The sequence below is a fragment of the Parasphingorhabdus sp. W113 genome, assembly GCF_055693205.1.
Genome location: NZ_CM146328.1, coordinates 1639407 through 1662883 on the forward strand (window position 1 = coordinate 1639407; position 23477 = coordinate 1662883).

Genomic DNA, 23477 nt, shown 5'->3' on the forward strand with positions numbered 1-23477 from the left:
ACTCATTGATTGGCAATCCAGCAGTTGAGCAGCGCGTTGGCCAGTCCCTTGTCGAGCGCCTCGGCGGCCTCTTCGATACCGGCCTCCCAGCTATCGGCCTCGCCGGCGACCATCAACGCTGCGGCACTGTTCAGCACAACAGCATCCCGATAGGCCGAGGCATTGCCCTGCAAAAGATCCCGCAGCGCCGCAGCATTATAGGCTGCGTCTCCCCCTTTAATCGCGTTAGCAGCATGGCGCGGCAGGCCAAGATCTTCGGGTGCGATGCGGCTCTGGACGATTGTGCCATTTTCGACCACCGCAACCTGGGAAGGACCTGATATGCTCAATTCATCAAGGCCTTCATCGCCCGAAACGATCATCACCTTGTCATACCCCAGTCGGGATGCCGCTTCGGCATAGACGGGTATCAGGGTTGGCGATGCGACGCCGATAAGCTGGCGCTTCACTTGCGCCGGGTTGCACAGTGGCCCCAGCAGATTGAAAATCGTGCGCCGGCCCAGTGCCTTGCGGATCGGCGCCAGCGGCCCCAGGGCGGGATGATGATTGGGAGCAAAGAAAAAGGCGATGCCAATGTCGCGTAGTGATTCTGCCCCGCCAGTCGCCGCCTTGGACAAGTCGAGTCCCAGCGCTTCAAGCGTATCGGCGGCTCCGGATTTGCTGGATGCCGCGCGATTGCCATGTTTCGCCATCGGCACTTCGCAAGCGGCGACGACCAGCGATGTCGCGGTCGAGATGTTGAGACTGTGGCTGCCGTCGCCGCCGGTGCCACAAACATCAATCGCGCCGTCAGGGGCATTGACGGTGATCATCCGGTTGCGCATTTCCTGTGCGGCGGCCGCAATTTCGGTTGCGCTTTCCCCGCGGTCGGCCAGTCCGATCAGGAAGGCGCTGATATCCTCAGCAGAACAGCGCCCGTCGAGAATGGCCGCAAATGCCGCGCGCGCATCGGATTCGGACAAGGCGGTCTGGGGGTTGGGAAGAGCGGACATGATGGTTTAATTATCTCCTGAAACACCGGCCTGTTCGATCCGCCGGATCAGCCCGTCGCGATGAGCACTGTCGGTAAAGATACGTCCGGGCAGAAAGTTGAACAGCTGATCCGACCGGTAAAGCAACACAATATCGTCATTGCCGCGCCATTTGGTCAAATCGCTGAACAGAAAATGCGCCTGACCCTGGGCGTTGGCCGAATAGAATTTGTCATCATCCCACCAGGTTTCGGTTTCGAGATGGAGATCCTTCTGCTGCTTGTAGATTTTCCGCGCGAGCCGCGGAACCCACCAGCGCGGGAGCAGAAACTGCATGATCGCAGCAACCAGGCCGGCCCACAAGGTCATGCCCAGGACAATGCCGACGACCTGTGCAGGACTGTCAAAGCCTTCCAGGACCGCAAGGAACAGGCCGATCGCGAGGCCGAACAGCATCAGATAGCCCATCCGTTTCCACCCCGAGCGCTGGAGATGCAAGCCATAGGCGGCGCGCAAGTCCGCTTCATTGGGTGTGAAGGTGAGCTTGTCGGTCATGCCAGAGCTTTCGGTTGCAGCCCCGCCATTGTCATGAAATTGGCGAGCAGCGCGTGGCCATGTTCGGTGGCAATGCTTTCGGGATGAAACTGCACCCCGTGAATGGGCAGGCTTTCATGACGGAAACCCATGACCGAACCGTCTGCGGCGCTGGCATTCACCGGCAGACATGCAGGAATGTCCTCGACAATCAGCGAGTGGTAGCGGGTTGCCGTGAACGGGGAGGGGATATCGGCGAACAGGCCGCTGCCATCATGGGTGACCGGCGAGGTCTTGCCATGCATCAACCCGCCGCGCACCACCTGAGCACCAAAATGCTGCCCAATGCTCTGATGCCCGAGACACACGCCGAGCAAAGGCTTTGCGGCATCCGCACAGGCGGCCACGAGATCGAGGGATATGCCGGCTTCATTGGGGGTGCAGGGTCCGGGCGAAATCAGGAACGCATCGGCGCCAGTAGCAATGGCGTCGGTCGCGCTCAGGGCATCGTTGCGCTCGACACGCACCTCGGCGCCCAATTCCATCAGATAATGGACCAGATTGAAGGTGAAGCTGTCATAATTGTCGATAACCAGGATCATGCCAGCGTGCCTAATGCGAAAAACCCGCGCCGCCAAGTAGGGACACCAAGTATTTCTGCGGTGCAGTGACTGGAGCACGAGACAGTGGATCGCCCTCACAACATTGACCCGCAGTATCAGGCTGATATGACGATGTCAGGGGAGAAGATGCATGGGCGAGCCGGTTACCGTAAATATTCCGCATAAACTGGGAGTCGATGAAGCCCGCCAGCGGATCGGCAAGGGCATTCATACGCTCAGCGAAACCGTCCCGGGGGCAACGGTAAAAGACCATCACTGGGAAGGCGACACGATGCATTGTACGCTCGAAGCCATGGGCCAGCGGATCGGCAGTCAGATGCAGGTGCGGGATGACGAGGTTTATGCGGTTTTTGACCTGCCGCCATTGCTCGCGATGTTCGCGAACAAGATCAAGGAAAAGCTTCAGAAAGAAGCGCCCAAAATGCTCGAATAATCAACGGGCTCGCAGCAATGCGATGTTACTGACCGAAACCGATATCCTGGGCTCGCCGGACCGCTTCCCGGGCGGCTGCCAACAGGGCGCCGGACTTGGCCTCGCATTCGCGCTGCTCATAGGCCGGGTCGCTATCCGCCACAATGCCGGCACCGGCCTGGACATGGAGCATGCCATCCTTGACGATTCCGGTGCGCAGGACAATGCAACTGTCCATGCTGCCGTCCGGTGAGAAATAACCCACCCCTCCGGCATAAGCCCCGCGGGTTTCCGGTTCGAGTTCCGCGATGATTTCACAGGCCCGGACTTTCGGGGCACCGCTGACCGTACCCGCTGGAAATCCTGCGAAAAGTGCATCGAGCGCATCTTTTTCGGGGGCCAGTTCGCCGACCACATTCGAGACAATATGCATCACATGGCTGTAAAACTCGACCGTGTAGCTGTCGGTCACAGTGACCGAGCTGGCGGTGCTGACGCGGCCGACATCATTGCGCCCAAGGTCGAGCAGCATCAGATGTTCGGCCCGCTCCTTGGGGTCGGCCAGCAGGCTGGCCTTGTTCGCCTTGTCTTCAGACGCATTGGCGCCACGGGGGCGGGTGCCGGCAATCGGTCTGATCGTTACCTCACCATCGCGCGCGCGCACCAATATTTCGGGACTCGACCCAATCAACGCAAAGCCAGGAAGATCGAGGAAGAACAGAAACGGGGAGGGATTGATCCGTCTGAGGGCCCGGTAAAGCTCAACCGGCGGAAGCGCAAACGGGGTCGAGAACCGCTGGGCGAGCACAACCTGAAAAATGTCACCGGCCTGAATATAGTCCTTGGCTTTCAGAACCATCGATTCATAGTCGGCCGCGGCGACTTGCGGAGTGAAGCTTAACTTCTCGGGATCGACGGGCTCCACCTTTGTCGCAAGGGCGGGGATCGGCGCCTGCAATTGCCGCTCGACAGCATCGAGCCGGTCCTGCGCCTGGGCGATCTTGGTCTCGGCAGTGCCGCTGGTCTCGGGCCAGACCGGCGCCACCAGGAACAATTCATCGGCCAGTCGATCGAAAATGACGATTACGGTGGGCCGGACGAACAGCATGTCGGGCAGGGCCAGCTCCGACTGGGCCGCGCGCGGTAATTTCTCGACCAGGCCGATGGTTTCATAGCCGAAATAGCCAACCAGGCAGGCAAGGGCGCGCGGCAAGCCGTCCGGTACGTCCATCTGGCACTGTTTGACCAAGGTGCGCAGCGCATCAAGGCTGGATTGCGGTTCCGGTTCAAACGCGTCGCGATCGGTCAGCCATTGTGCGTTGATCGCGGCCTGGTCGTCATCGGCCCGGAACACAAGGTCAGGCGCCAGGCCGATCAGACTGTGTCGTCCGCGTGTTTCGCCGCCTTCGACCGATTCCAGCAGAAAATCGCCACGATCCGGTGTCATGAGCTTCAGCGCGGCAGATACAGGTGTTTCGGTGTCCGCAACCTGTTTGCGCCAGATCAGGGCAGGGCGGTTGTCTGCCAGCGCCGAAAGCGCGGCCGCGATACCCATGCCGCCCGTCATCAGATCAGAAATGGCAGCGATAGTCGCATGTTAGTTGCGACCAACAAGCTGATTGCGCAGTGCCGTCAAAGCATCGTCATTTTTCTCGACGCCGACATCGGCCTTCATGGCGTTGATAAACTGTTCGGTATATTCATTTCCGAAAACCTGCTTGAACTGGGCGCTGGTCGCGTTGAGCAGATCCGGTCTTTCCGAAGCATCCCCGCGGTCAATTTTGTCGAGAACCACGACGAACCAGCCCTGATTCTGCGGTGCACGAAGCGTCTTGGCGGTGCCCTCCGCCATGCTGAACATTAACGAAAGTGGCGGCGGGACCTGGCCCTGCTGGCTCTGACGGGCGAGGTCGGCCCGGGTACTGCGGATGGTTTCAATTTTCGGTAAGCTGACCTTGGCATCCGCAATAGCCTTGCTTAGGCTGTCGCTGCCGCTGGCTTGCTTGGCAATCGCATCGGCCAGAGTTTTCGCTTTCTGGGATCCGGCATCCAGCAAATAGTCGCGAGTCACCTGCTCCTTGATCGCTTCCAGTGGCGGCGGTGCGGCGGGTGTAATCTCGCGCACGTTCATGATCGCATATTGCTGCCCGGGAATGATTTCGACAACCTGTGGATCGGAATCCTCATCCACCGCAAAAGCCACCGGCAATATCCGCTGCATCTCGGGAATTGGACGATAATTGGGGTCATTCGGATTTTGACCATTGGCGAGCAACATCGGCGTTGATTCCACCTTCAGCTGTTCGGCATTGGCGACATCTTCAAACGAAGACCCGGCGGCAAATTCATCTTCCATCTTGACGGTCAATTCAGCCAATGCCTCATCGATCTTGTCGCGGGTCAGGATCGAAACAATTTCGGTGCGGGCTTCGGCAAGTGTTTTACCGGGAAGTTGCTGGATCCCTTGAATTTTGGCGATGTGCCAGCCCAATTCACTCTGTGCCGGAGCGGATACGCCATTGGCCGGAGTGGAAAAGACGGCGTCTGCAACGGCCTGGGATGCCGTGCCTGCAAGAGCTTGTTTGGTAAGCGACCCCACTTCGGCAGCGGACAGGCCAACAGATTGGGCGGCGGCCTGGATAGATTGCCCCCCGGCGATAGTCTTGGCCAGGGCTTCGGCGGCGGCCTTGGTTGGCAGTATCACCTGATCAATATTGCGGGTTTCGCTCGCCGCATATTGGGCCTTGTTGAGGGTATAATAGCCTTCAATCTCTTTGTCGGTCGGTTTGACCGACTCGTTGAAGCGATCCTTGGAAAACAGCGCATAGCTGATGGTTCGCCGCTCAGGGATCGTGTAGCGGGAGCTGTTCTTCGAATAAAATGCTGCGAGCGCTGGTCCGGCCGGCGTCATATTTTCGATAAACGCGGCCGATGGCACAATCGCAATCTGGCCTTGGCGGGCTTCGAGCAAGAGCGAGGCATAGGGTGATACCAGTCGCTGCGGAACAGAAGCGCCAAAACCGGCGACGGGGAGCAGCTGGTCGGCGAGAAGATTGCGCGTGAAATCATCGCGCAACTGCTGTTCCTTGATGCCCTGCTGTTGCAGCGCGCGCCGGAAATTCTCTTCACTGAACTGACCGTCAGCACCCTGAAAGGAGGGAATGCTGGCAATTTCACCGTCGACCAGTCGCTTGCCAGCGGTCATTCCATATTTGTTGCCAAAGGCGGAAATTGCAAAACTGTTGATCAGGCGATCCAATATCCCGTCAAAGCCGCCTTGCTCGACATAGGTCTTTAGATCGAGGCTGGTATTTTCCCGCTGCTCGGCGCGAAAGGCATTGTTGACCGATTGGCTAAGTTCCGCCGTCGTCAGCTTGGCTTCACCGACTTGGGCTGCGGTTCCGGACCCCGTAACGCCGCCAAATGCACCGGATCCGGAGACATCAGCCGAAGCAAAGGCCACCGCGATCAGCGCGACAAAGCCCATGGTCAGGAACAAACCGATTTTGGACGAGAAGATATTGCGAAAAAATTTGATCATGAAGAAGCTGCATTTCCAATAGACGAATGGGGTTTTTCGATGCTTTAGGCGGCTTGGATCGTTCGTTCAAGCAAAAGGGAGAATGTGGCCTGTTGCTGATCCGCAATGGCTGCTTGATGCGAATCCTGTTTGGCAGCGCCAGCAATATTTGTTAGCGGCTAAGCCAAAGCAATTAGGGGACCTCTATATCATGGCTAATCGCAAATATATCGTCGGCAACTGGAAGATGAATGGCCTAGCGGCGCAATTGGCTGATATTGGCGCTATCGCTGCGGTCGCGCAAACCCATATTAATGTCGACGTGGCGATCTGTCCGCCCGCGACCTTGATCGCCTCTGCGGCGTCAGCCCAGCCTGGTTTTGCGATTGGTGCTCAGGATTGTCATGCAGCGGCCAATGGTGCCCATACCGGTTGTCTGTCAGCAGCCATGATTGCCGAGGCCGGCGCTTCGCTTTCGATATTGGGGCATAGCGAACGGCGTGCCGATCAGCATGAAAGCGATGCGGACGTCAAAGCCAAGGCGGAAGCGGTGCACGCGGCCGGATTGGGTGCGATTATCTGTGTTGGCGAAACCGAAGCCGAGCGCGATGCCGGTGCCGCAGTCACGGTGGTTTGCGGGCAGCTGGCGGGATCTTTCCCGGATAGCGCCGGCGCGGATTGGCTGACCATTGCTTACGAACCGGTCTGGGCGATTGGCACGGGCAGGGTGCCGGTTACCGCCGATGTCGCCGAAATGCATGCCGCAATCCGCGAGAAGCTGGGTGAATTGATGGACGGCGATGCGGATAAGGTGCGGATCCTCTATGGCGGATCGATGAACGGCGGTAATGCCGCCGAGCTTCTGGCCATTCCGAGCGTTGACGGTGGCCTGGTGGGCGGTGCCAGCCTGACGGCGGAGAAATTCGGTCCGATCATAGAGGCTGCTGCAGCAAGCTGATGGCGAAAGCGCCGGATCTGCCGGAGGCGGCGATCAGCGAGATTATCGAAATGGCCTTGAGCGATCACGTGCCTTTCGACACGATCCGCACATTGCACGGGGTGAGTCCCGATCAGGTCAAGCTGATCATGCGCGCCCATCTCAAAACCGGCAGCTATCGCAACTGGCGCAAGCGGGTCCGCACCTTTAGCGATCGCCGCGCGGTTTATAAGGGATCGGCTTGACGGAGTATGTCGGCTTACCGGTAGGGCGTACGATTTTACGCAATGCCCCTCAATGGGGCCGTTTCCCCGCTTGAACTCGCACCGGTCAATCGCTATGTGCGCTGCTCACAGTTAAACCATCAGGTCCGGATTGATCATGTTTCTATTTCTCACCGTTGTTCAGGCGATTGTCGCGGCTGCTCTAGTTGGCGTCATTTTGATGCAGCGATCAGAAGGCGGCGGTCTCGGTGTCGGCGGCAGTCCGTCCGGCATGATGTCTGCCCGCGGTGCAGCGGATCTGCTGACCCGGACCACCACGGTCCTCGCGGTTCTGTTTGTGAGCCTGTCCATTGCGCTGGCGTTTCTCGCCGCATCCGAAGGCCAGCCATCGACCATCGATCAAAGTCTGCAACGCGATACCAGCGCGCCCGTCGCTCCGGCTCAGCCCGCTGATGCTGTGCCTTTGGTTGGTGATGATCCGCTGGCTGCGGCCGCAGCACAGGCCGATGGCGAAGCGAATCAGGATGCGCCTGCATCCGGCAATGACGGTGCGATCCCGCTCGACCAGTAATCGGCTGCCGATCGGTTTTGCGGCGATTACTGGCTGCAATTAAAATAAATTTCGCTTTTTCGGATCTGCACGCTTGTCATTTGACCGGGATAGGTCTTAAGCCTCTCCTCCCATGGCGCGATACATTTTTATTACCGGCGGTGTGGTCTCTTCACTCGGCAAAGGTCTCATGGCAGCAAGCCTCGGCGCATTGCTGCAAGCACGTGGCTATTCCGTGCGCATCCGCAAACTGGACCCCTATCTGAACGTGGATCCGGGCACGATGTCGCCCTATCAGCATGGCGAAGTTTACGTCACCGACGATGGCGCTGAAACCGACCTCGATCTGGGCCATTACGAGCGTTTTACCGGGGTTCCGTCACTGCAGTCCGACAATGTGACGTCAGGTCGAATCTACCAGTCGATTATCACCAAGGAACGACGCGGCGATTATCTGGGCGCAACGGTGCAGGTGATTCCCCATGTGACCGACGCGATCCAGGAATTTGCCCAGGATCAGCTCGACGGGATCGATTTCGTATTATGCGAAATTGGCGGAACCGTGGGTGATATTGAAAGCTTGCCGTTCATCGAAGCGATTCGCCAGTTGCGCAACAAAGTGGGTCGGGCCAATGCGATATCGGTTCATGTCACGCTGGTTCCCTATATTGCGGCTGCCGGAGAACTGAAGACCAAGCCGACTCAGCATAGCGTCCGTGAATTGACGTCGCTGGGCATTCAGCCCGACATCCTGCTTTGCCGCTGCGAACATGACTTGCCGGACGGGGAGCGGGCCAAGATTGCTCAATTCTGTAACGTCCGAAAGGAAGCGGTTATTCCCGCGCTGGATGCAAGCAGTATTTACAATGTGCCGTTGCAATATCACGAACAGGGTCTCGACAATGAAGTGCTGCACGCCTTTGGCATCGCGGATGCGCCGGAACCGAACCTCGCCCGCTGGTACGATGTCATGGAGCAGAATCGAAAAGCCGGAAGGCGAAGTGATTGTCGGCGTGGTCGGCAAATATGTCGGGCTGCAAGACGCTTATAAATCACTCCAGGAAGCCTTGTTCCACGGGGGGCTGGCCAATCGCGTCAAGGTCCAGATTCGTTGGCTCGATGCGGAAGTATTTGAAGATGACAGTGACCTGGCCGCGAATCTCGAACCGCTGCATGCGATTCTCGTACCCGGCGGCTTTGGGGAACGCGGCAGCGAGGGGAAGATCGGCTCGGTCAAATTCGCCCGCGAACATGATGTGCCCTTTTTTGGAATCTGCCTCGGCATGCAAATGGCCTGTGTCGAAGCGGCGCGCAATCAGGCCGGCATTGATGCGGCCTCGACCACCGAATTTGGCGAAACCAAGGAACCGATTGTTGGCCTGATTACCGAATGGATGTCCGAAGAGGGGCTCCAAAAACGCGAATCGGGCGGTGATCTGGGCGGCACGATGCGACTGGGTGCCTATGATGCGCAATTGCACAAAAACTCGAAGGTTGCTGAAATCTACGGAGACACTGCGATTAGTGAACGGCATCGCCACCGCTATGAGGTGAACAAGGCCTATGTTGAGCGCCTCGAAGAGACCGGACTGATCTTTTCCGGCATGTCGCCGGATGGCGAATTGCCTGAAATCGTCGAACGGCCTGATCACAGCTGGTTTGTAGGCGTTCAGTTCCATCCGGAACTGAAGAGCAAGCCCTTTGATCCGCACCCGTTATTCGCTTCGTTTATCGCGGCGGCGGTAAAACAAAGTCGACTTGTCTAATTTATCCAATCCTTTTTACACCAAGTGACTATTGTCACATCTAAGCAACAGGAATGCCGTAAAGGTTATTTCGTCGTTGCAAGGGCATTTGGGTGGAGCAGGCTAAGTGAAAGCCGAAGAACTTGCAGGGATATTGGCTGAGCACAGCCTGTTCGCGGATTGCGACGAGGCGGAATTGGCCGATCTGCTGCTGCGCGGCAATTTTGTGCGGTACGAAAAAGGGGATGAATTGATCATGCAGGGGGATCCCGGAAATTCATTGCTGATACTGCTTTCGGGCTATGCTCGAACCAGCATGATTGCCAGCAATGGACACGAGATCGTCCTCGACTATGCTGAACCCGGTCAGGTTCTGGGTGAGATTGCGCTGCTTGATGGCGGCGAACGGACGGCCAGTGTGACCGCGATTGAGCCGACGACCGCATTGACCATCACGCGAGCAGCTTTTGAAGAGATTTTGCTGCAGCACAAGAATATGGCATTACGCCTGCTCAAGGTCATGGCGAACCGGATCAGGACCGCCAACACGATGATTGAAGGCGACCGTGCCTATACTTCGGGGCCTCGCCTGGCGCGCTATTTGCTCAGACTTTCAGTCGTTGGAGCAGAAGAAGGCCGCCTGAAACTGGATTTAAGTCAGAGCGAGCTGGGCAATTTCGCCGGCATGTCTCGAGAACATATTAATCGGCAACTTTCAGCCTGGTCGGAAGACGGCATTGTATCGGTTGAAAGCGGGAAAGTGCGGATTTTGAATCACGCGACGCTTTCCAATATCGCCAATGCGGATTCTTGATTGAAGTTGGCCATTTGCGACCCGGGCTAATTTCGTCAAGATTGACACCAAGCGGGTGTCAGGGGCAGTCGGATCCTCATCCGGCTGCCCCATTTTTTTGCCCAAAAGGTGGGGGCCCAAAAAAAGCAGCCGGGGTGAACCGGCTGCTTCGCTAAGTTGCGAAAAATGGGGCCGTTACGCGGCCTTGTCTTCAGACTTTTTGGTCTTATGGGCAATTTTCGTGACATTGCTGCCATCGTTGATCGCGATCTTTTGCGGTTTCATCGCGTCGGGAATTTCCCGTACGAGATCAATGATCAGCAAACCGTCGCTGAGCGACGCATTGTCGACGCGGACAAAGTCTGCCAGTTCAAAACGCCGTTCAAAATTCCGGTTGGCAATCCCCATGTGGAGAAATTGCTTGCCTTCATTGTCATCGGCATTTTTGTTCCCGGCAACCAGCAGCAGATTCTGCTGCGCGGTGATTTCCACTTCATCTTCTTTGAAACCGGCGACAGCGAGCGTTATCCGGTAGTGGTCATCGCCGCTCCGTTCGATATTGAATGGGGGATAGTTTTCGGATTGCTGCGCGCGCGCGTTGCTTTCAAGCAAATCAAACAGCCGGTCAAAACCTACGGTTGAGCGGCGATAGGGGGTAAAATCAAAACGGTTCATATTTCTATCCTCTGTTGAGCAATGGTAATGATGGGCCCGTCAAACGGCGCCCGGTTCTTGTGTTGCGAAGCCCGATATCGGCGCCTCGCCTAACAAAGATATTATCGCTTTTTCGAGTTTCAAGAGGAAAAATCGCGGTCCGCACCAACAAAAACGCCCGGAGTCATTGCTGACCCCGGGCGAAAATGGTGACGATAATATCGTCCCCCTGTTTTCTCTTCACATTCAACGCCGTTTGTCCCCCAACATTCGGCGGAACCGGAAGAGATCCCTGAACCATGACCTGTAAGCGGTTATTGATTCTTGCGACATGTCTGATCGGGATGGCCGGTAATGTCATGCAAATTTTCACAAATCTGAAATATTGGTTCAGGCTTGTGTCATATAGGCAACAGCATTTTAACGAGTATGGCTCTTGCCTGTGGCGCATCACAACCGTAAAGCCACAGCAGTTAATCAGGAAGATCATTCCCATATGCTCCTATCCCGTTACGAATGGGTCATCGCAAAACGCTACTTGTTACCGGGCAAGGGGGAAGGGTTCATCTTTCTCGTCGCGAGCATCAGTCTGATCGCGGTCATGCTGGGTGTCGCGGCGCTGATCGTCGTGATGAGTGTGATGAACGGGTTTCGCGCGGAACTGTTTGACAAGATCGTCGGTTTAAATGGTCATGCAGTGATCCAGGGATATGGCGGGCGGTTGCCCGACTGGCGGGACCTGCTGGAGGATACCCGGAATACCGAGGGAGTGGTTTCGGCGTCGCCGCTGATCGAACAGCCGCTTTTGACGACCTTTAACGGACGGGTGGAAGCCATTCTTGTGCGCGGTATGCAAATGCCGGATATCCTGCAGAACGACACACTGGATGGAAAAACCGTTGCTGGCGATCTTGAGCGCCTGTCTCCCGGCGATGGAAAAGTTGGGATTGGCAGCCGACTGGCCATCGCCCTCGGCGCCCAGGTTGGCAGTCGCATCACGGTCATCAATCCCCAGGGGCGATCAACGCCGTTCGGAACCGTACCGCGAGAAATATCCTATGAGGTGGCGGCCATATTCGAGGTTGGTGTCTATGATTATGACAAGGCCTTTGTCATTATGCCGATGGAGGACGCCCAGACGCTGCTTTTGCTGGGCGATCAGATCGGGATGATCGAGTTGAAAACGACGGATGCTGACCGGGTTACGGAGATTCTGGAACCCCTGCGCCCCAAGGTTGAAGGGCGAGCGGTCATCACCGACTGGAAGTCCATGAATGCCTCGCTGTTTGAAACCTTGCAGGTGGAGCGGGTGGTGATGTTCGTCATATTGTCGATCATCATTCTTGTGGCGGTGTTCAATATCCTGTCATCGTTGATCATGCTGGTAAGAGCGAAAACTCGGGACATAGCGATCTTGCGGACCATGGGTGCGTCGCGGGCGTCGCTGACCCGGATATTTGTCACTGTCGGGACAGCGATCGGCGCGCTGGGTATTCTCGCCGGGATCATATTGGGATTGATAGCGATCTATTTTCGGCAGAATGTGATCAATTTCGTGCAAATGGTTACCGGTCAGAATCTCTGGGATCCGTCGATCCGATTTCTGACCGAACTGCCGGCGAGAACGGACCCGATGGAGGTGTTTGGAATCGCGATGCTGGCGCTGCTGTTCAGTTTTCTGGCCACGCTCTATCCGGCCTTCAAGGCGGCCAGCACGGATCCGGTACAGGTCTTGCGCTATGAATGATGTCGGTTCGGAAAAAGTCGTCGAATTGCGGGACGTCCGGCGCACTTTCACCCAGGGCGATGTCAGCATTGATGTGCTCAAGGGCATTGACCTGAGCATCCGGCGCAACGAGATTGTTGCTTTGGTTGGTCCGTCGGGATCGGGCAAATCGACGCTGCTACAGGCGGTCGGATTGCTTGAGGGCGGGTTTGAAGGTTCGATCAAGCTGGCCGGTGAAGAAACCGCTCAGATGTCTGCGAGCGGCCATACCCGTATTCGCCGGGAATTGCTGGGTTTCGTCTATCAGTTTCACCATTTGCTGCCGGATTTCTCGGCGATTGAAAATGTCATCATGCCGCAACTCATCGCCGGTACCACCGGGGCAGAAGCCGCCGACCGCAGCGAAACCTTGCTGGAGAGCCTGGGCTTGGGCGAACGCTTGCATCACAAACCGAGCAAATTGTCCGGAGGTGAGCAGCAACGCGTCGCAGTGGCGCGGGCCCTGGCCAATGCGCCGCAACTGGTGCTGGCCGACGAACCAACCGGCAATCTTGACGAAGCCACGGCTGATATCGTGCTGGCTGAATTTATCGCTCTCGTCCGGGAAGAGGGCAGTGCGGCCCTGATCGCGACTCATAATGAGCGCCTCGCCGCAAAAATGGATCGCGTGGTTCGGTTGCATGACGGGGTTTTAAGCTAGTCTTTTCAATCACTAGCGGAAAAATCTTGGCGACAGGCTTTGACTTTTTCTTTTGCGCTATCGATTTGAAAGGCAATTGGGGATAAGCTTGCATAGAAACGGGGCGTATTGATGCAAATTACAGATTTTGAAGTGAAACAGGCCAATGGCTCGATGGCCGATTTGTCCGGCTACAAGGGCAAAGTGTTGCTGATCGTGAATACAGCCTCGAAATGCGGATTCACTCCGCAATATGAGGGTCTTGAGAAATTGCATCAGCAATATGCAAGCAAGGGCTTGGAAATCCTTGCTTTCCCTTGCAACCAATTCGGCAATCAAGAGCCTGGCGATGCCGAGGAAATCAAGAATTTTTGTACATTGAACTACGATGTAAGCTTCCCGCTCATGGCGAAAGTTGACGTGAACGGCAACAATGCCGACCCGCTTTGGGACTATCTGAAGAGCGAAAAATCAGGCTTGCTGGGCTCGCGAGATCAAATGGAACTTCACCAAATTTCTGGTTGACCGGGACGGCAATGTCGTGGCCCGTCATGGGCCTGCGGTAAAGCCGGAACAGCTGAAAAGCGAGATTGAAGCGCTTCTGTAAGCGCGGCTGCACAAGAAATTGTGGAAAACTGGTCTACAGATCAGAATGCAACCAACAGCTCGGTAGTCAAAGCCATCTGGGCCGGTTAGACATTCTCCATGTCTGAAACCCCATTTGTCCATCTTCGCGCCTTTTCCGCCTATACCATTTTGGACGGGGCAATGGAGCCCAAAGCCATAGGTACTGTTGCGAAGGCGCGGGGATTTCCTGCGGTGGCGCTCACCGACCGGATCGGCCTTTTCGCCTCCATGGCTTTTGATGACGGTTGCCGGGCCAATGGGGTGCAGCCGATTACTGGCTGTTTTCTCCGGTTTGCGCGCCCGAACCACAATGGCGATCAGCCGACATTGGACTGGTTGGCGCTTTATGCCCAGAATGAAGACGGCTATCGCAATTTGTGCCGTCTGGTGTCGGCTTCCCACCTGGAGCGCCCGGCAGAACTGGATGCCCATGTTTCCTTGGAGATGCTGGCGGACCATTCCGATGGCCTGCTGGCGCTGACCGGTGGTGGAGAAGGCGCGCTGGCCCGGCTGATCGCCGAAGAGCAACAGCAGGAAGCGGAAGCCTATCTGGATCGGCTGCAAAGCTATTTTCCGGGCCGGCTGTACATTGAGTTGTCGCGCCGGGAAGATCCAGTCGAAATGGCGGCGGAAGACGGCCTGATTGCATTGGCCATGGCCCGCGATATTCCCTTGGCCGCCACAAACCCGAGCTGTTTTGCCGAACCGGACTTCCATGAAGCCCATGACGCGATGAAATGTATCGCGAGCTCTGCCTATGTCGAGAGTGACGATCGCGACAAGCCTTCTCCCCATTTGTGGATGAAAAGTGCGCTGGTGATGGAAGATCTGTTTTCCGATATTCCTGAAGCACTCGAAAATACCGTGGTTGTGGCCAAGAGATGTGCCTATTCGCCGCCGCGTCGTGACCCGATCCTGCCAAGTCTTGCGGGCGATCTGTCCGGCGAGGTCGAGCAATTACGACAGGATTCCATTGCAGGTCTGGAACAGCGACTGCAAACAATTGGCGAACTGACCGCTGACGAGCGCAAAGTCTATTTTGATCGCCTCGATTTTGAGCTGAACGTCATCGTCAATATGGGATTTCCCGGATATTTCCTGATTGTTGCGGATTTTATCAAATGGGCCAAGGATCAGGATATCCCAGTGGGTCCGGGGCGCGGGTCCGGTGCCGGTTCGGTGGTTGCCTGGGCGTTGACGATTACCGATCTTGACCCGATCAAGCTGGGTCTGCTGTTCGAACGGTTTCTCAACCCGGAACGGGTTTCGATGCCGGATTTCGATATCGATTTCTGCGAAACGCGGCGCGGCGAAGTGATCCGTTATGTCCAGGAAAAATATGGTGCCGGGCAAGTGGCCCAGATTATTACCTTCGGAAAGCTCAAGGCGCGGGCGGTGCTCCGCGACGTTGGTCGGGTGCTGCAAATGCCTTATGGCCAGGTTGATCGCCTGACCAAGCTTGTGCCGAACCATCCCACCGATCCCTGGGATCTCAAGCGGGCGCTCAATGGCATTTCCGACCTTGCTCAGGATTACAAACAGGCTGATGTGAAGCGCCTTTTTGATCTGGCAATGAAGCTGGAAGGGTTGCCACGCCACAGTTCGACCCATGCCGCCGGTGTCGTTATCGGCGATCGCCCGCTGGATCAGTTGGTGCCGCTCTATCGCGATCCTCGTTCCGATCTGCCGGTGACCCAATTCGACATGAAATTTGTCGAGCAGGCGGGTCTGGTCAAGTTCGACTTTCTCGGGTTGAAGACACTCTCGGTGCTGAAAAAGGCAGTCGAACTGCTGGCTGAACGCAATATCGCCGTCGATCTGTCCACGCTCGATTGGGATGACGCAAAAGTCTTTGAGTTGCTTCAGCGTGGCGATACGGTTGGTGTGTTCCAGCTCGAATCGGAAGGCATGCGGCGTACTTTGGCCGCGGTCAAACCGACCAATTTTGGCGACATTATCGCACTGGTATCACTTTATCGTCCGGGCCCGATGGACAATATTCCGCTGTTCGGCGACCGCAAGAACGGGCGGGCCGAGATTGCCTATCCGCACCCGTTGCTCGAGGATATTCTCAAGGAAACCTACGGCATCATCGTTTATCAGGAACAGGTGATGCAGGCGGCACAGGTGATTGCCGGCTATTCCCTGGGAGAAGCCGATCTGTTGCGCCGGGCAATGGGCAAGAAGATCCAGGCCGAAATGGATGCCCAGCGCAACCGCTTTGTCGAAGGCGCCAAAGCCAATGATGTCGACAACAAGCAGGCCAATGAGCTGTTCGATCTGATCGACAAATTTGCCGGTTATGGCTTCAACAAAAGCCACGCCGCCGCCTACGCCCTGCTGGCCTATCAAACGGCCTGGCTGAAAGCCCATTATCCGCATGAATTCTATGCCGCCTCGATGTGTTTCGACATGCATCAGTCGGAGAAACTGAGCATCTTTGTGGATGATATGAAGCGGCTTGGCGTCACAGTCCTGCCGCCCTCGGTCAACAAAAGCCGCCCGAGTTTTGCGGTTGAGGAACAGGACGGCGCGTTGCTGGCGGTTCGCTATGCTCTGGCGGGTCTGAAAAATGTTGGCGAAAAGGCCATGCAGGCGTTGACCGAGGAGCGATCAAAGAACGGCCCCTTTGAGTCGATGGATGACTTTGCCAACCGGATTGATCCGACCGGGATCAACAAGCGGCAGATCGAGAGTCTAGCCGCCGCCGGAGCCTTTGATGAGATCGAACCCAATCGGCCAGCGGTCTATAGCGGCGCTGACATGCTCTTGTCCGTGGCCAACAGCGCGGCCGAGGCCCGGAATAGTGGGCAGGGCGGCTTGTTTGGCGACGGCAGTTCCGGAGACATGCAGGCTATTCGCTTGCCACAGGACAATAGCTGGAACCTGAGCGAAATCATGGTCCGGGAAAAGGATGCGTTCGGATTCTATTTTGCGTCCCATCCGATTACCCAGTTTCAGGCCGTGACTTCGTCCCATGGTGCAATGACCTATGCCAGCTTGTGCGAAGAAGGGCCGATACCCGAGAGCGTCCGGAAACCGGCTGTGATGGCCGCGCTGATCGAGGGCGTACGCTGGCGCGAGAGCAAGCGGGGCAAGCGGTTCATTCTCGCCGATTTATCCGACAGCAGTGGTCAGTTCTCGGCCAGCTGCTTCGAAGAGGAGCAATGCAATCTGCTGGCGGAACTGGCCAAGGAAGGGAGTTGCGCCTTGCTCAATGTCGAGCTCGACCAGCGATCCGACGATGAAAGCCCGCGGGTCGCAATCCGCCGGGCGCAGGCGCTTGATGGTCTGGAGAAAACGACACGAACCCGGATGGAACTGAATGTGCTTGATCTCGATGCCATGCACGAACTGGCCAATATTCTCGCCCCGCTATCTGGAGGCAAAAGCGAATTGATCGCCACCATGCCAAGTGGGGATGGTGCTTTTGTCCAAGTGCGCCTGGGCCGGAATTTTCATCTCGATGCCGAAATTGCAGAAACCTTGCGCAAAGTTTCCGGGTTGGATCAGATACAGTTGGGGCCCGCTACCGGCGCTCGCCAGGTGCGCCATCGCAAACCCAATTTAAGACTTGTCAGCTGATCCTTTTCAGCGGAAAGATAGCCGGAAAAATAGCGGAGAGTTAAATGGCTGGAGCAATGCAGGGCAGTGCGCTCAAAATTACCAATCTGATCGATCACGCCGCGCGTGAGCATGGGACGCGGGAAATTGTCAGCTATTGGGCCGATGGATCGCTAACCCGCAGCAATTGGGCTGAAATCGGCCTGGAAGCGCGAAAGTTTTCGCAGGCATTGCAGAGCCTCGGCATGACCAAAGGCGACCGGATTGCCACTATTGCCATGAACCATGCGCATCATTTGATCAGCTGGTACGGTTCTGCTGGCATTGGCGGCATTTTGCATACGGTCAATCCGCGATTGTTCGAAGAGCAGCTGGTGTACATCCTCAACCATGCCGAAGATCGTGTGCTTTTGTTCGACAAGATGTTCACGCCGATTGTCGAGATGCTCAAGCCGCAATTGAAAACGGTTGAGCATTATATCCAGTTTGATGGAGAGAAGGGCGATTATCCGACCTTTCGGGAACTGGTCGATGCCGAAGATGGCAACTTTGAATGGGTGGATGTCGAAGAAACAGACCCGTGCGGCCTGTGCTATACCAGCGGCACCACCGGCAACCCCAAAGGCGTGCTCTATGAGCATCGCTCCAATGTGATTCACGCGATTACCGAGGTTCAGCCGGACATCATGAATCTGGCGACACGGTCGGTGATGCTGCCGATTGTTCCGATGTTCCACGCCAATGCCTGGGGCTTGCCCTATGCCTGCGCCGCGGTTGGCGCCAAAATGGTATTCTCGGCAACCAACGAAGCGGACGTGCTGTGGAAACTGGTGCGGGAAGAGGGCGTGACGCATAGCGCCGGTGTGCCCACGGTCTGGCTCTCAATGTTTGCCGACATGGACAGCAATGGCGGGGATTACGGCGATTTGCAGGTCATCACCATTGGTGGCTCCGCATGCCCCCGCTCGATGATCGAGCGGTTCATGAAGGAAGGCATTCGCGTTGCGCATGCCTGGGGGATGACCGAGACGTCGCCCATTGGTACCGCCGGGTCCTTGCCGGCCAATTGGGACGCGCTCGATTTTGATGCCCAGGTTGACGTGATCTGCAAGCAGGGGCGGCCGCCTTTTGGTGTCGAATTGCGGGTTGTTGACGACGAAGGAAATGTGCTCCCCCGTGATGGCGAGTCCAGCGGCACGCTCGAAATCCGGGGCCCTTGGATCATTCAACGCTATTACCGCGCGGATGAGGATGCAGTGGAAGAGGATCTCTGGTTCGATACCGGTGATGTTGCGGTGCTTCATCCCGACGGAACCATGCAGATTACCGATCGTGCAAAGGACGTGATCAAATCCGGCGGCGAATGGATCAGTTCGATCGAGCTTGAAAACGCGGCTGTGGGGTGTCCAGGTGTGGCTGAAGCCGCTGCTGTCGGGGTCTATCATCCGAAATGGGACGAGCGTCCGTTGCTGCTGGTCGTCAAGAAACAGGGAGCGGAGGTGTCCGAGCAGGATGTGCTGAGCTATCTGACCGACAAGATTGCCAAATGGTGGATGCCTGATGAGGTCATGTTCATTGACGAGCTGCCCCATACGGCAACCGGCAAGATCCTGAAGCGACAGTTGCGGGATCAATATAAGGACTACAAGCTGAAAAGTCTGGCCGACGCCTGATCATCAGGCATCGGTGCCGGCCGTCGACGGGTTCTTGGTTTCAGAATAATTCCATCTGACTGCCTTGGACAATCGGCCGTTGAAACAGGTCATTGCGCAGCGCAAATTCCCCTTTTTCGAGGCCGTTTTTGCGGCGGGCAATCGTCATCCGTGCGCGGAGCAATTCCGCCCAGGGTCCCGCCCCTTTCATACGGCTGTGATAATTCGGATCATTGCGCTTGCCACCCCGCATATCGCGGATGATGTGCATCACTTTCTGTCGCCGGTCAGGGAAATGTGCTTCCAGCCATTCCTCGAACAGCGGCGCCACTTCATGAGGCAGACGCAAGGGAATGGAGGAAATGGATCGTGCTCCATATTCTGCAGCTTTCGCTATAATAGCTTCGATTTCATGGTCGGTGATCGCGGGGATGATCGGGGCGATATTGACATGCACCGGGATGCCGGCCTTTTGAAGACGCCGGACGGCTTCCAGACGCTTGGCAGGCACAGGCGCGCGGGGTTCCAGTAAGCGCGCTGTTCTGGTGTCGAGAGTGGTAACCGATATTGCGACAATAGTCAGTTTATCGGCCGCGAGCTGCGCCAGCAGATCAATATCGTCAAGCACGCGGTCTGATTTGGTCGTGATCCCGATCGGATGTTTGGTCTCAATCATGACCTCGAGAATATCCCGGGTGATCTTGTAGCGTTTCTCAATCGGCTGATAAGGATCGGTATTGGTGCCGATCGCGATCGGCGCGGGGCGATAAGTCGGCTTTGCCAAAGTCGCCCGTAACAAAGCCGCCGCCGAGGGCTTGGCAAAAAGCTCTGTTTCAAAATCAAGGCCTGGCGACAGATCGTGATGAGCATGGGTTGGGCGGGCAAAACAATAAACGCAGCCATGCTCGCATCCGCGATAGGCATTGATCGAGCGGTCAAAAGGAATGTCGGGAGACGTGTTGAAACTGAGGATCGAACGGGGGTGCTCGATTGTCACGTTGGTCCGCAGTTTTTCTGGATTTTTTGATCCGTCGAAATCTTCGCTCTCAAGATCATCAATTTGCGCGATGTGGAGCCGGTCCAGCCATTCGCCATCGGCTTCCTTGGTCGGCAGATTGAACCGCTGGCTTTCCGTGTTTGATACCGCGCCGCGTCCTTTGCGCGGCGGAAGAACGGGTTTTGCATTTGGCTCCATACCCGCTGCATAGCATAAGAACAAATAAAGAACAAAGTGAATCTTGGGCGACTATCCCGCGCCAGAAACCGGCTATGTCTCGAGAAGGCGCGGCATGAGCTCGACGAAATTGCAGGGCCGATGGCGGCTGTCCAGCTGGGTGTCCAATATGCCATCCCACCCGTCTTTCACCGCGCCATTGGACCCGGGAAGGGCAAATATATAAGTGCTCTTGGCGACGACGGCACAGGCGCGGGATTGCACTGTCGAGGTTCCGATCTTGTCGTAGCTCAACCATCGGAACAGCTCCCCAAAACCCGGAATGTCCTTGTCTTTAACGCTATCAAGCGCTTCCGGCATCAAATCCCGTCCGGTCAATCCGGTGCCGCCGGTGGTGATCACGGCATCGACATCGGTGACCGCAATCCATTTTTTCAGCTGCTGGACAATCGCTTCATGATCATCGCGAAGCAGGATGCGATCGATCAGCTTGTGGCCTTTGGATGCAATGCGTTCCGCGAGAATATCACCCGAGCTATCCTCCGCAATTGTGCGCGTATCTGAAACGGTGAGCAGGGCTATCTGGATCGGCTTGAAGGGTCTTGTCTCATCGATTGGCATGGCGCGGCGCTCCTCGTTTGTCGGCTGGTATATAAACCGGGATAACGCAGATTTGTAAGTCATAATGAATAGGGGCTTTTCGCGGATGCCGGAACCGTCTAATCGCTTGAAACAATGTCAAACGTTCCGGACTTAACCGCTGTCATATTAGGGCTCATTCTGGCCGCCTGGCTGGCAGCGTCTGCCTGGGCGGTGTGGCTGGGTCTGGCCATGCGCAGCAAAGCGCAGGCAACCCTGCGCCAGTCGGGGCGCCTCGGGCGCTTGCTGGAAACGTCACCGGCCTTGCCCTTGCTTGTGCGCTCCGATGGCAAACTCGAAGCATCCCAGCGGTTGATGCATTGGCTGGGCTTTGACCACCTTCCATCGCATATATCGGAGCTTCATGGTCTCGATGCGGGGATGAGCCGCGAGGATCTTGAAGGCCTGACACAAGATGTTAATCTCGCCCAGAAGTCTGGCAGCAGCTTCACCCGGGCGGTCAATGTCGCCGGCTCGGACAAGGCGCTGTTGATTCGCGGCGGCTTGGCCGATCAGAAAATCGCACCCAATGGCAGCGCGCTGCTGTGGATTTTCGATGCGACCGAAAGCGAGGTACAGATTGCCAAGCTTCGCGAAGAAAATGAAGCGGCGCGGGCAGCCTTTGATGCTCTGTCTGCGCTCATCGAAGCCGCGCCGATGCCGATGTGGCACCGTTCGCCTGATCTCGAGCTGACGCTGGTCAACAGCGCCTATGTGAAAGCAGTGGATGCGCGAGACGGCAATGAAGTTGTCGAGAAGGGTGTCGAACTGATCGAAACCATCAACGGCGTAAGCCCGCAAGAGGCGGCGGCTCAGGCAAAGGAAAATGGCGTTCCCTATGAACGCATGGTTGCAACCACATTGGGCGACGCCCGGCGGGCAACCCAGGTTGTCGATGTGCCACTCGGCAAATCCGGCATCGCGGGCTATGCGATTGATATCCAGGAATTGATAGATGCGCGCAAGGAACAGCGTCGTTTCAGTGATTCCCAACGCGACATGCTCGATCGGATCTCGGCCGCGGTGGTGCAATTTGATCCGGATAAATCACTGAAATTCTGCAACCTGCCGTTCCAACGCATATTCTCGATGCGTCAGCAATGGATCGCCGAACGCCCGGAATTTCCGCGGGTGCTCGATCGTATGCGCGAAATGAATAGAATCCCCGAAGTGCGGGATTTTCCAGAATGGCGCGAAGAGCGCACCCAGTGGTTCCAGTCGACCGATTCGATCGAGGAAAACTGGCTGCTGGCCGATGGCACCCATTTGCGGGTTATCGCGAACCCGACACCGGATGGTGGATTGCTTGTCATTATCGAGGATCGCACCGAGCAGGTTCAGCTGGCGAGCGCCCGAGATACCTTGTTGCGCGTCCGGACGGCCACTTTTGACAATCTGTTCGAGTCGGTGGCGGTGTTTGCATCCGATGGCAAACTGAACATCTGGAACCACCAATTCGCCAATAATTGGGCGCTCGACGAAGAAGCGTTGGGTAAGCATCCGCGCGTCGATGCGTTGATGCAGAAAATGGCCGGGCAACTGCAGCAACCGGCACGTATTTCAGAGGTACGAGCGAAGGTGCGTACAGCGACGTCGGATCGAATTCAGCAGGGCGGTCAAATATCTTTCGCTGATGGCCGCCGCTTCGAATTCGCGGCGATCCCGCTGCCTGATGGCAATGCGCTGTTTACGATGCTCGACATTTCCGACAGCCGAAAGATTGAACTCGCGCTGCGGGAACGCAACGAGGCGCTGGTCGAGGCGGACGCTATCAAGGCGAGCTTCCTGTCCAACATGAGCTATGAATTCCGGACACCGCTGACATCGATTGGCGGCTTTGCCGAACTGCTCGACAATGAAGTGGCCGGGCCGTTGACACCGCAGGGCCACGAATATGCGCGGGCCATCCTGCAATCGGTTAAACGCCTTGGCATGCAGATCGACAATGTTCTTGATCTCAGCCAGAGCGAAGCGGGCGCGCTGCCAATCGCCAAAGAAAAGGTCAATCTCAACAAGTTGATCGAGGATATCGCCGCGCAATTTGCGGAGGATGCAAAAGCCAAGAATATCGAGATGGAATTGCAGCTCAACGAGACATTGGGATCCGCCTTGGCCGACAAGAAACGTCTGACCCAGGCCATTGCCCAGATTATCGACAATAGCATCCGCTATACCGGACAGGATGGCCGTATCCTCATCAATGGCAGTGGCAACGTCAAACAGGCGGTGCTTCACGTTTCGGACAATGGTCCCGGCATGGCAGCGGGCTTGCAATCAAAGGCCTTTGACGGTTTCGCGCGATCGCGTCAGAAAAATGGCGAGAATGCCGGAGGGCTGGGATTGCCTCTGGCGCGGCAATTGATGCTGGCCCATGGCGGTGAACTGACGCTGACTTCAGAGCCCGGCCAGGGCACATTGGTCACGATTCATCTTCCGCGCCAATGACCAGCCAA

Annotated in this window: 18 protein-coding genes and 2 pseudogenes; 12 read left to right on the top strand and 8 right to left on the bottom strand. The window is 56.6% G+C overall.

The features are described from left to right. Positions 1 to 2: 2 nt before the first annotated feature. From trpD to ACZ1GS_RS07795, 3 genes are read right to left on the bottom strand one after another with little or no spacing between them, the layout of a single operon-like run. A complete protein-coding gene (trpD, locus tag ACZ1GS_RS07785; RefSeq protein ID WP_472697895.1) occupies positions 3 to 992 on the bottom strand; it encodes an anthranilate phosphoribosyltransferase in 990 nt (329 codons plus the stop codon). Between the two features lie 6 nt (positions 993 to 998). Continuing rightward, complete coding sequence (locus ACZ1GS_RS07790) at positions 999 to 1526, bottom strand: YcxB family protein (RefSeq protein WP_472697896.1); 528 nt, start codon at positions 1524 to 1526, stop codon at positions 999 to 1001. Further along, complete coding sequence (locus ACZ1GS_RS07795; RefSeq protein WP_472697897.1) at positions 1523 to 2107, bottom strand: anthranilate synthase component II; 585 nt, start codon at positions 2105 to 2107, stop codon at positions 1523 to 1525. The genes ACZ1GS_RS07790 and ACZ1GS_RS07795 overlap by 4 nt, the downstream gene beginning before the upstream one ends. Before the next feature lie 151 nt (positions 2108 to 2258). On the opposite strand from ACZ1GS_RS07795, the gene ACZ1GS_RS07800 reads away from it, so the two are divergent. Beyond that, entirely contained in the window at positions 2259 to 2561 is a 303-nt protein-coding gene (locus ACZ1GS_RS07800; protein ID WP_472697898.1) for a polyhydroxyalkanoic acid system family protein, read from the top strand. 25 nt (positions 2562 to 2586) lie between these two features. Here the strand turns inward: ACZ1GS_RS07800 and trpE are convergent, their stop codons facing one another. Next, positions 2587 to 4095, bottom strand: coding sequence for an anthranilate synthase component I (gene trpE, locus ACZ1GS_RS07805; RefSeq protein WP_472697899.1), 1509 nt, complete (start codon positions 4093 to 4095; stop codon positions 2587 to 2589). A 42-nt stretch (positions 4096 to 4137) separates the two neighbouring features. Continuing rightward, positions 4138 to 6081 carry a peptidylprolyl isomerase gene (locus ACZ1GS_RS07810; RefSeq protein WP_472697900.1) on the bottom strand — a complete coding sequence of 648 codons (1944 nt, stop codon included), beginning with the start codon at positions 6079 to 6081 and terminating at the stop codon, positions 4138 to 4140. 190 nt (positions 6082 to 6271) lie between these two features. Between ACZ1GS_RS07810 and tpiA the strand changes: the two genes are divergently transcribed. The 5 genes and pseudogenes from tpiA (at position 6272) to ACZ1GS_RS07835 (ending at position 10330) form a co-directional block, all read left to right on the top strand. Further along, entirely contained in the window at positions 6272 to 7018 is a 747-nt protein-coding gene (gene tpiA, locus ACZ1GS_RS07815; RefSeq protein ID WP_472697901.1) for a triose-phosphate isomerase, read from the top strand. Beyond that, positions 7018 to 7242 carry a DUF2805 domain-containing protein gene (locus ACZ1GS_RS07820; protein ID WP_472697902.1) on the top strand — a complete coding sequence of 75 codons (225 nt, stop codon included), beginning with the start codon at positions 7018 to 7020 and terminating at the stop codon, positions 7240 to 7242. Before tpiA ends, ACZ1GS_RS07820 begins: the two co-directional genes overlap by 1 nt. Positions 7243 to 7378: 136 nt before the next feature. Then, positions 7379 to 7792 (top strand): preprotein translocase subunit SecG, encoded by a 414-nt coding sequence (gene secG / locus ACZ1GS_RS07825; protein ID WP_472697903.1) that lies wholly within the window; start codon positions 7379 to 7381, stop codon positions 7790 to 7792. A 112-nt stretch (positions 7793 to 7904) separates the two neighbouring features. Further along, positions 7905 to 9537, top strand: a pseudogene (locus tag ACZ1GS_RS07830) (CTP synthase). Positions 9538 to 9643: 106 nt separating this feature from the next. After that, the gene (locus ACZ1GS_RS07835) at positions 9644 to 10330 is read left to right on the top strand and encodes a Crp/Fnr family transcriptional regulator (RefSeq protein ID WP_472697904.1); all 687 of its coding nucleotides are present in this window, start codon (positions 9644 to 9646) and stop codon (positions 10328 to 10330) included. A 174-nt stretch (positions 10331 to 10504) separates the two neighbouring features. Here the strand turns inward: ACZ1GS_RS07835 and ACZ1GS_RS07840 are convergent, their stop codons facing one another. Continuing rightward, entirely contained in the window at positions 10505 to 10984 is a 480-nt protein-coding gene (locus ACZ1GS_RS07840; protein WP_472697905.1) for an Hsp20 family protein, read from the bottom strand. Between the two features lie 475 nt (positions 10985 to 11459). On the opposite strand from ACZ1GS_RS07840, the gene ACZ1GS_RS07845 reads away from it, so the two are divergent. The 5 genes and pseudogenes from ACZ1GS_RS07845 to ACZ1GS_RS07865 all read left to right on the top strand — a co-directional run bounded on the left by ACZ1GS_RS07845 (position 11460) and on the right by ACZ1GS_RS07865 (position 19232). Next, positions 11460 to 12710, top strand: coding sequence for a lipoprotein-releasing ABC transporter permease subunit (locus tag ACZ1GS_RS07845; protein ID WP_472697906.1), 1251 nt, complete (start codon positions 11460 to 11462; stop codon positions 12708 to 12710). Next, on the top strand, positions 12703 to 13389 hold the full coding sequence (locus ACZ1GS_RS07850) for an ABC transporter ATP-binding protein (RefSeq protein ID WP_472697907.1): 687 nt from the start codon (positions 12703 to 12705) through the stop codon (positions 13387 to 13389). The genes ACZ1GS_RS07845 and ACZ1GS_RS07850 overlap by 8 nt, the downstream gene beginning before the upstream one ends. A 108-nt stretch (positions 13390 to 13497) precedes the next feature. Then, positions 13498 to 13975 (top strand): annotated as a pseudogene (locus ACZ1GS_RS07855) (glutathione peroxidase). 98 nt (positions 13976 to 14073) lie between these two features. Further along, positions 14074 to 17580 (top strand): DNA polymerase III subunit alpha, encoded by a 3507-nt coding sequence (dnaE, locus tag ACZ1GS_RS07860; protein WP_472697908.1) that lies wholly within the window; start codon positions 14074 to 14076, stop codon positions 17578 to 17580. A gap of 44 nt (positions 17581 to 17624) precedes the next feature. Continuing rightward, a complete protein-coding gene (locus ACZ1GS_RS07865) occupies positions 17625 to 19232 on the top strand; it encodes a long-chain fatty acid--CoA ligase (RefSeq protein WP_472697909.1) in 1608 nt (535 codons plus the stop codon). Positions 19233 to 19272: 40 nt separating this feature from the next. Here the strand turns inward: ACZ1GS_RS07865 and ACZ1GS_RS07870 are convergent, their stop codons facing one another. Both ACZ1GS_RS07870 and moaB read right to left on the bottom strand, forming a co-directional pair. Continuing rightward, positions 19273 to 20406 (bottom strand): PA0069 family radical SAM protein, encoded by a 1134-nt coding sequence (locus ACZ1GS_RS07870; RefSeq protein WP_472697910.1) that lies wholly within the window; start codon positions 20404 to 20406, stop codon positions 19273 to 19275. Positions 20407 to 20478: 72 nt separating this feature from the next. After that, positions 20479 to 21006, bottom strand: coding sequence for a molybdenum cofactor biosynthesis protein B (moaB, locus tag ACZ1GS_RS07875; protein ID WP_472697911.1), 528 nt, complete (start codon positions 21004 to 21006; stop codon positions 20479 to 20481). A 114-nt stretch (positions 21007 to 21120) separates the two neighbouring features. Between moaB and ACZ1GS_RS07880 the strand changes: the two genes are divergently transcribed. Continuing rightward, on the top strand, positions 21121 to 23469 hold the full coding sequence (locus ACZ1GS_RS07880) for a sensor histidine kinase (RefSeq protein WP_472697912.1): 2349 nt from the start codon (positions 21121 to 21123) through the stop codon (positions 23467 to 23469). The last annotated feature ends 8 nt before the right edge of the window (positions 23470 to 23477 follow it).

Excerpts from the sequence above, each read along its gene's own strand:
- ACZ1GS_RS07840 (WP_472697905.1), bottom strand. The coding sequence starts at position 10,984 with ATGAACCGTTTTGATTTTACCCCCTATCGCCGCTCAACCGTAGGTTTT.
- tpiA (WP_472697901.1), top strand. The coding sequence starts at position 6,272 with ATGGCTAATCGCAAATATATCGTCGGCAACTGGAAGATGAATGGCCTA.
- ACZ1GS_RS07810 (WP_472697900.1), bottom strand. The coding sequence starts at position 6,081 with ATGATCAAATTTTTTCGCAATATCTTCTCGTCCAAAATCGGTTTGTTC.
- trpE (WP_472697899.1), bottom strand. The coding sequence starts at position 4,095 with ATGGGTATCGCGGCCGCGCTTTCGGCGCTGGCAGACAACCGCCCTGCC.
- secG (WP_472697903.1), top strand. The coding sequence starts at position 7,379 with ATGTTTCTATTTCTCACCGTTGTTCAGGCGATTGTCGCGGCTGCTCTA.
- dnaE (WP_472697908.1), top strand. The coding sequence starts at position 14,074 with ATGTCTGAAACCCCATTTGTCCATCTTCGCGCCTTTTCCGCCTATACC.
- ACZ1GS_RS07800 (WP_472697898.1), top strand. The coding sequence starts at position 2,259 with ATGGGCGAGCCGGTTACCGTAAATATTCCGCATAAACTGGGAGTCGAT.
- ACZ1GS_RS07795 (WP_472697897.1), bottom strand. The coding sequence starts at position 2,107 with ATGATCCTGGTTATCGACAATTATGACAGCTTCACCTTCAATCTGGTC.
- ACZ1GS_RS07880 (WP_472697912.1), top strand. The coding sequence starts at position 21,121 with ATGTCAAACGTTCCGGACTTAACCGCTGTCATATTAGGGCTCATTCTG.
- ACZ1GS_RS07790 (WP_472697896.1), bottom strand. The coding sequence starts at position 1,526 with ATGACCGACAAGCTCACCTTCACACCCAATGAAGCGGACTTGCGCGCC.
- ACZ1GS_RS07845 (WP_472697906.1), top strand. The coding sequence starts at position 11,460 with ATGCTCCTATCCCGTTACGAATGGGTCATCGCAAAACGCTACTTGTTA.
- ACZ1GS_RS07865 (WP_472697909.1), top strand. The coding sequence starts at position 17,625 with ATGGCTGGAGCAATGCAGGGCAGTGCGCTCAAAATTACCAATCTGATC.
- ACZ1GS_RS07820 (WP_472697902.1), top strand. The coding sequence starts at position 7,018 with ATGGCGAAAGCGCCGGATCTGCCGGAGGCGGCGATCAGCGAGATTATC.
- ACZ1GS_RS07850 (WP_472697907.1), top strand. The coding sequence starts at position 12,703 with ATGAATGATGTCGGTTCGGAAAAAGTCGTCGAATTGCGGGACGTCCGG.
- moaB (WP_472697911.1), bottom strand. The coding sequence starts at position 21,006 with ATGCCAATCGATGAGACAAGACCCTTCAAGCCGATCCAGATAGCCCTG.
- ACZ1GS_RS07870 (WP_472697910.1), bottom strand. The coding sequence starts at position 20,406 with ATGGAGCCAAATGCAAAACCCGTTCTTCCGCCGCGCAAAGGACGCGGC.
- trpD (WP_472697895.1), bottom strand. The coding sequence starts at position 992 with ATGTCCGCTCTTCCCAACCCCCAGACCGCCTTGTCCGAATCCGATGCG.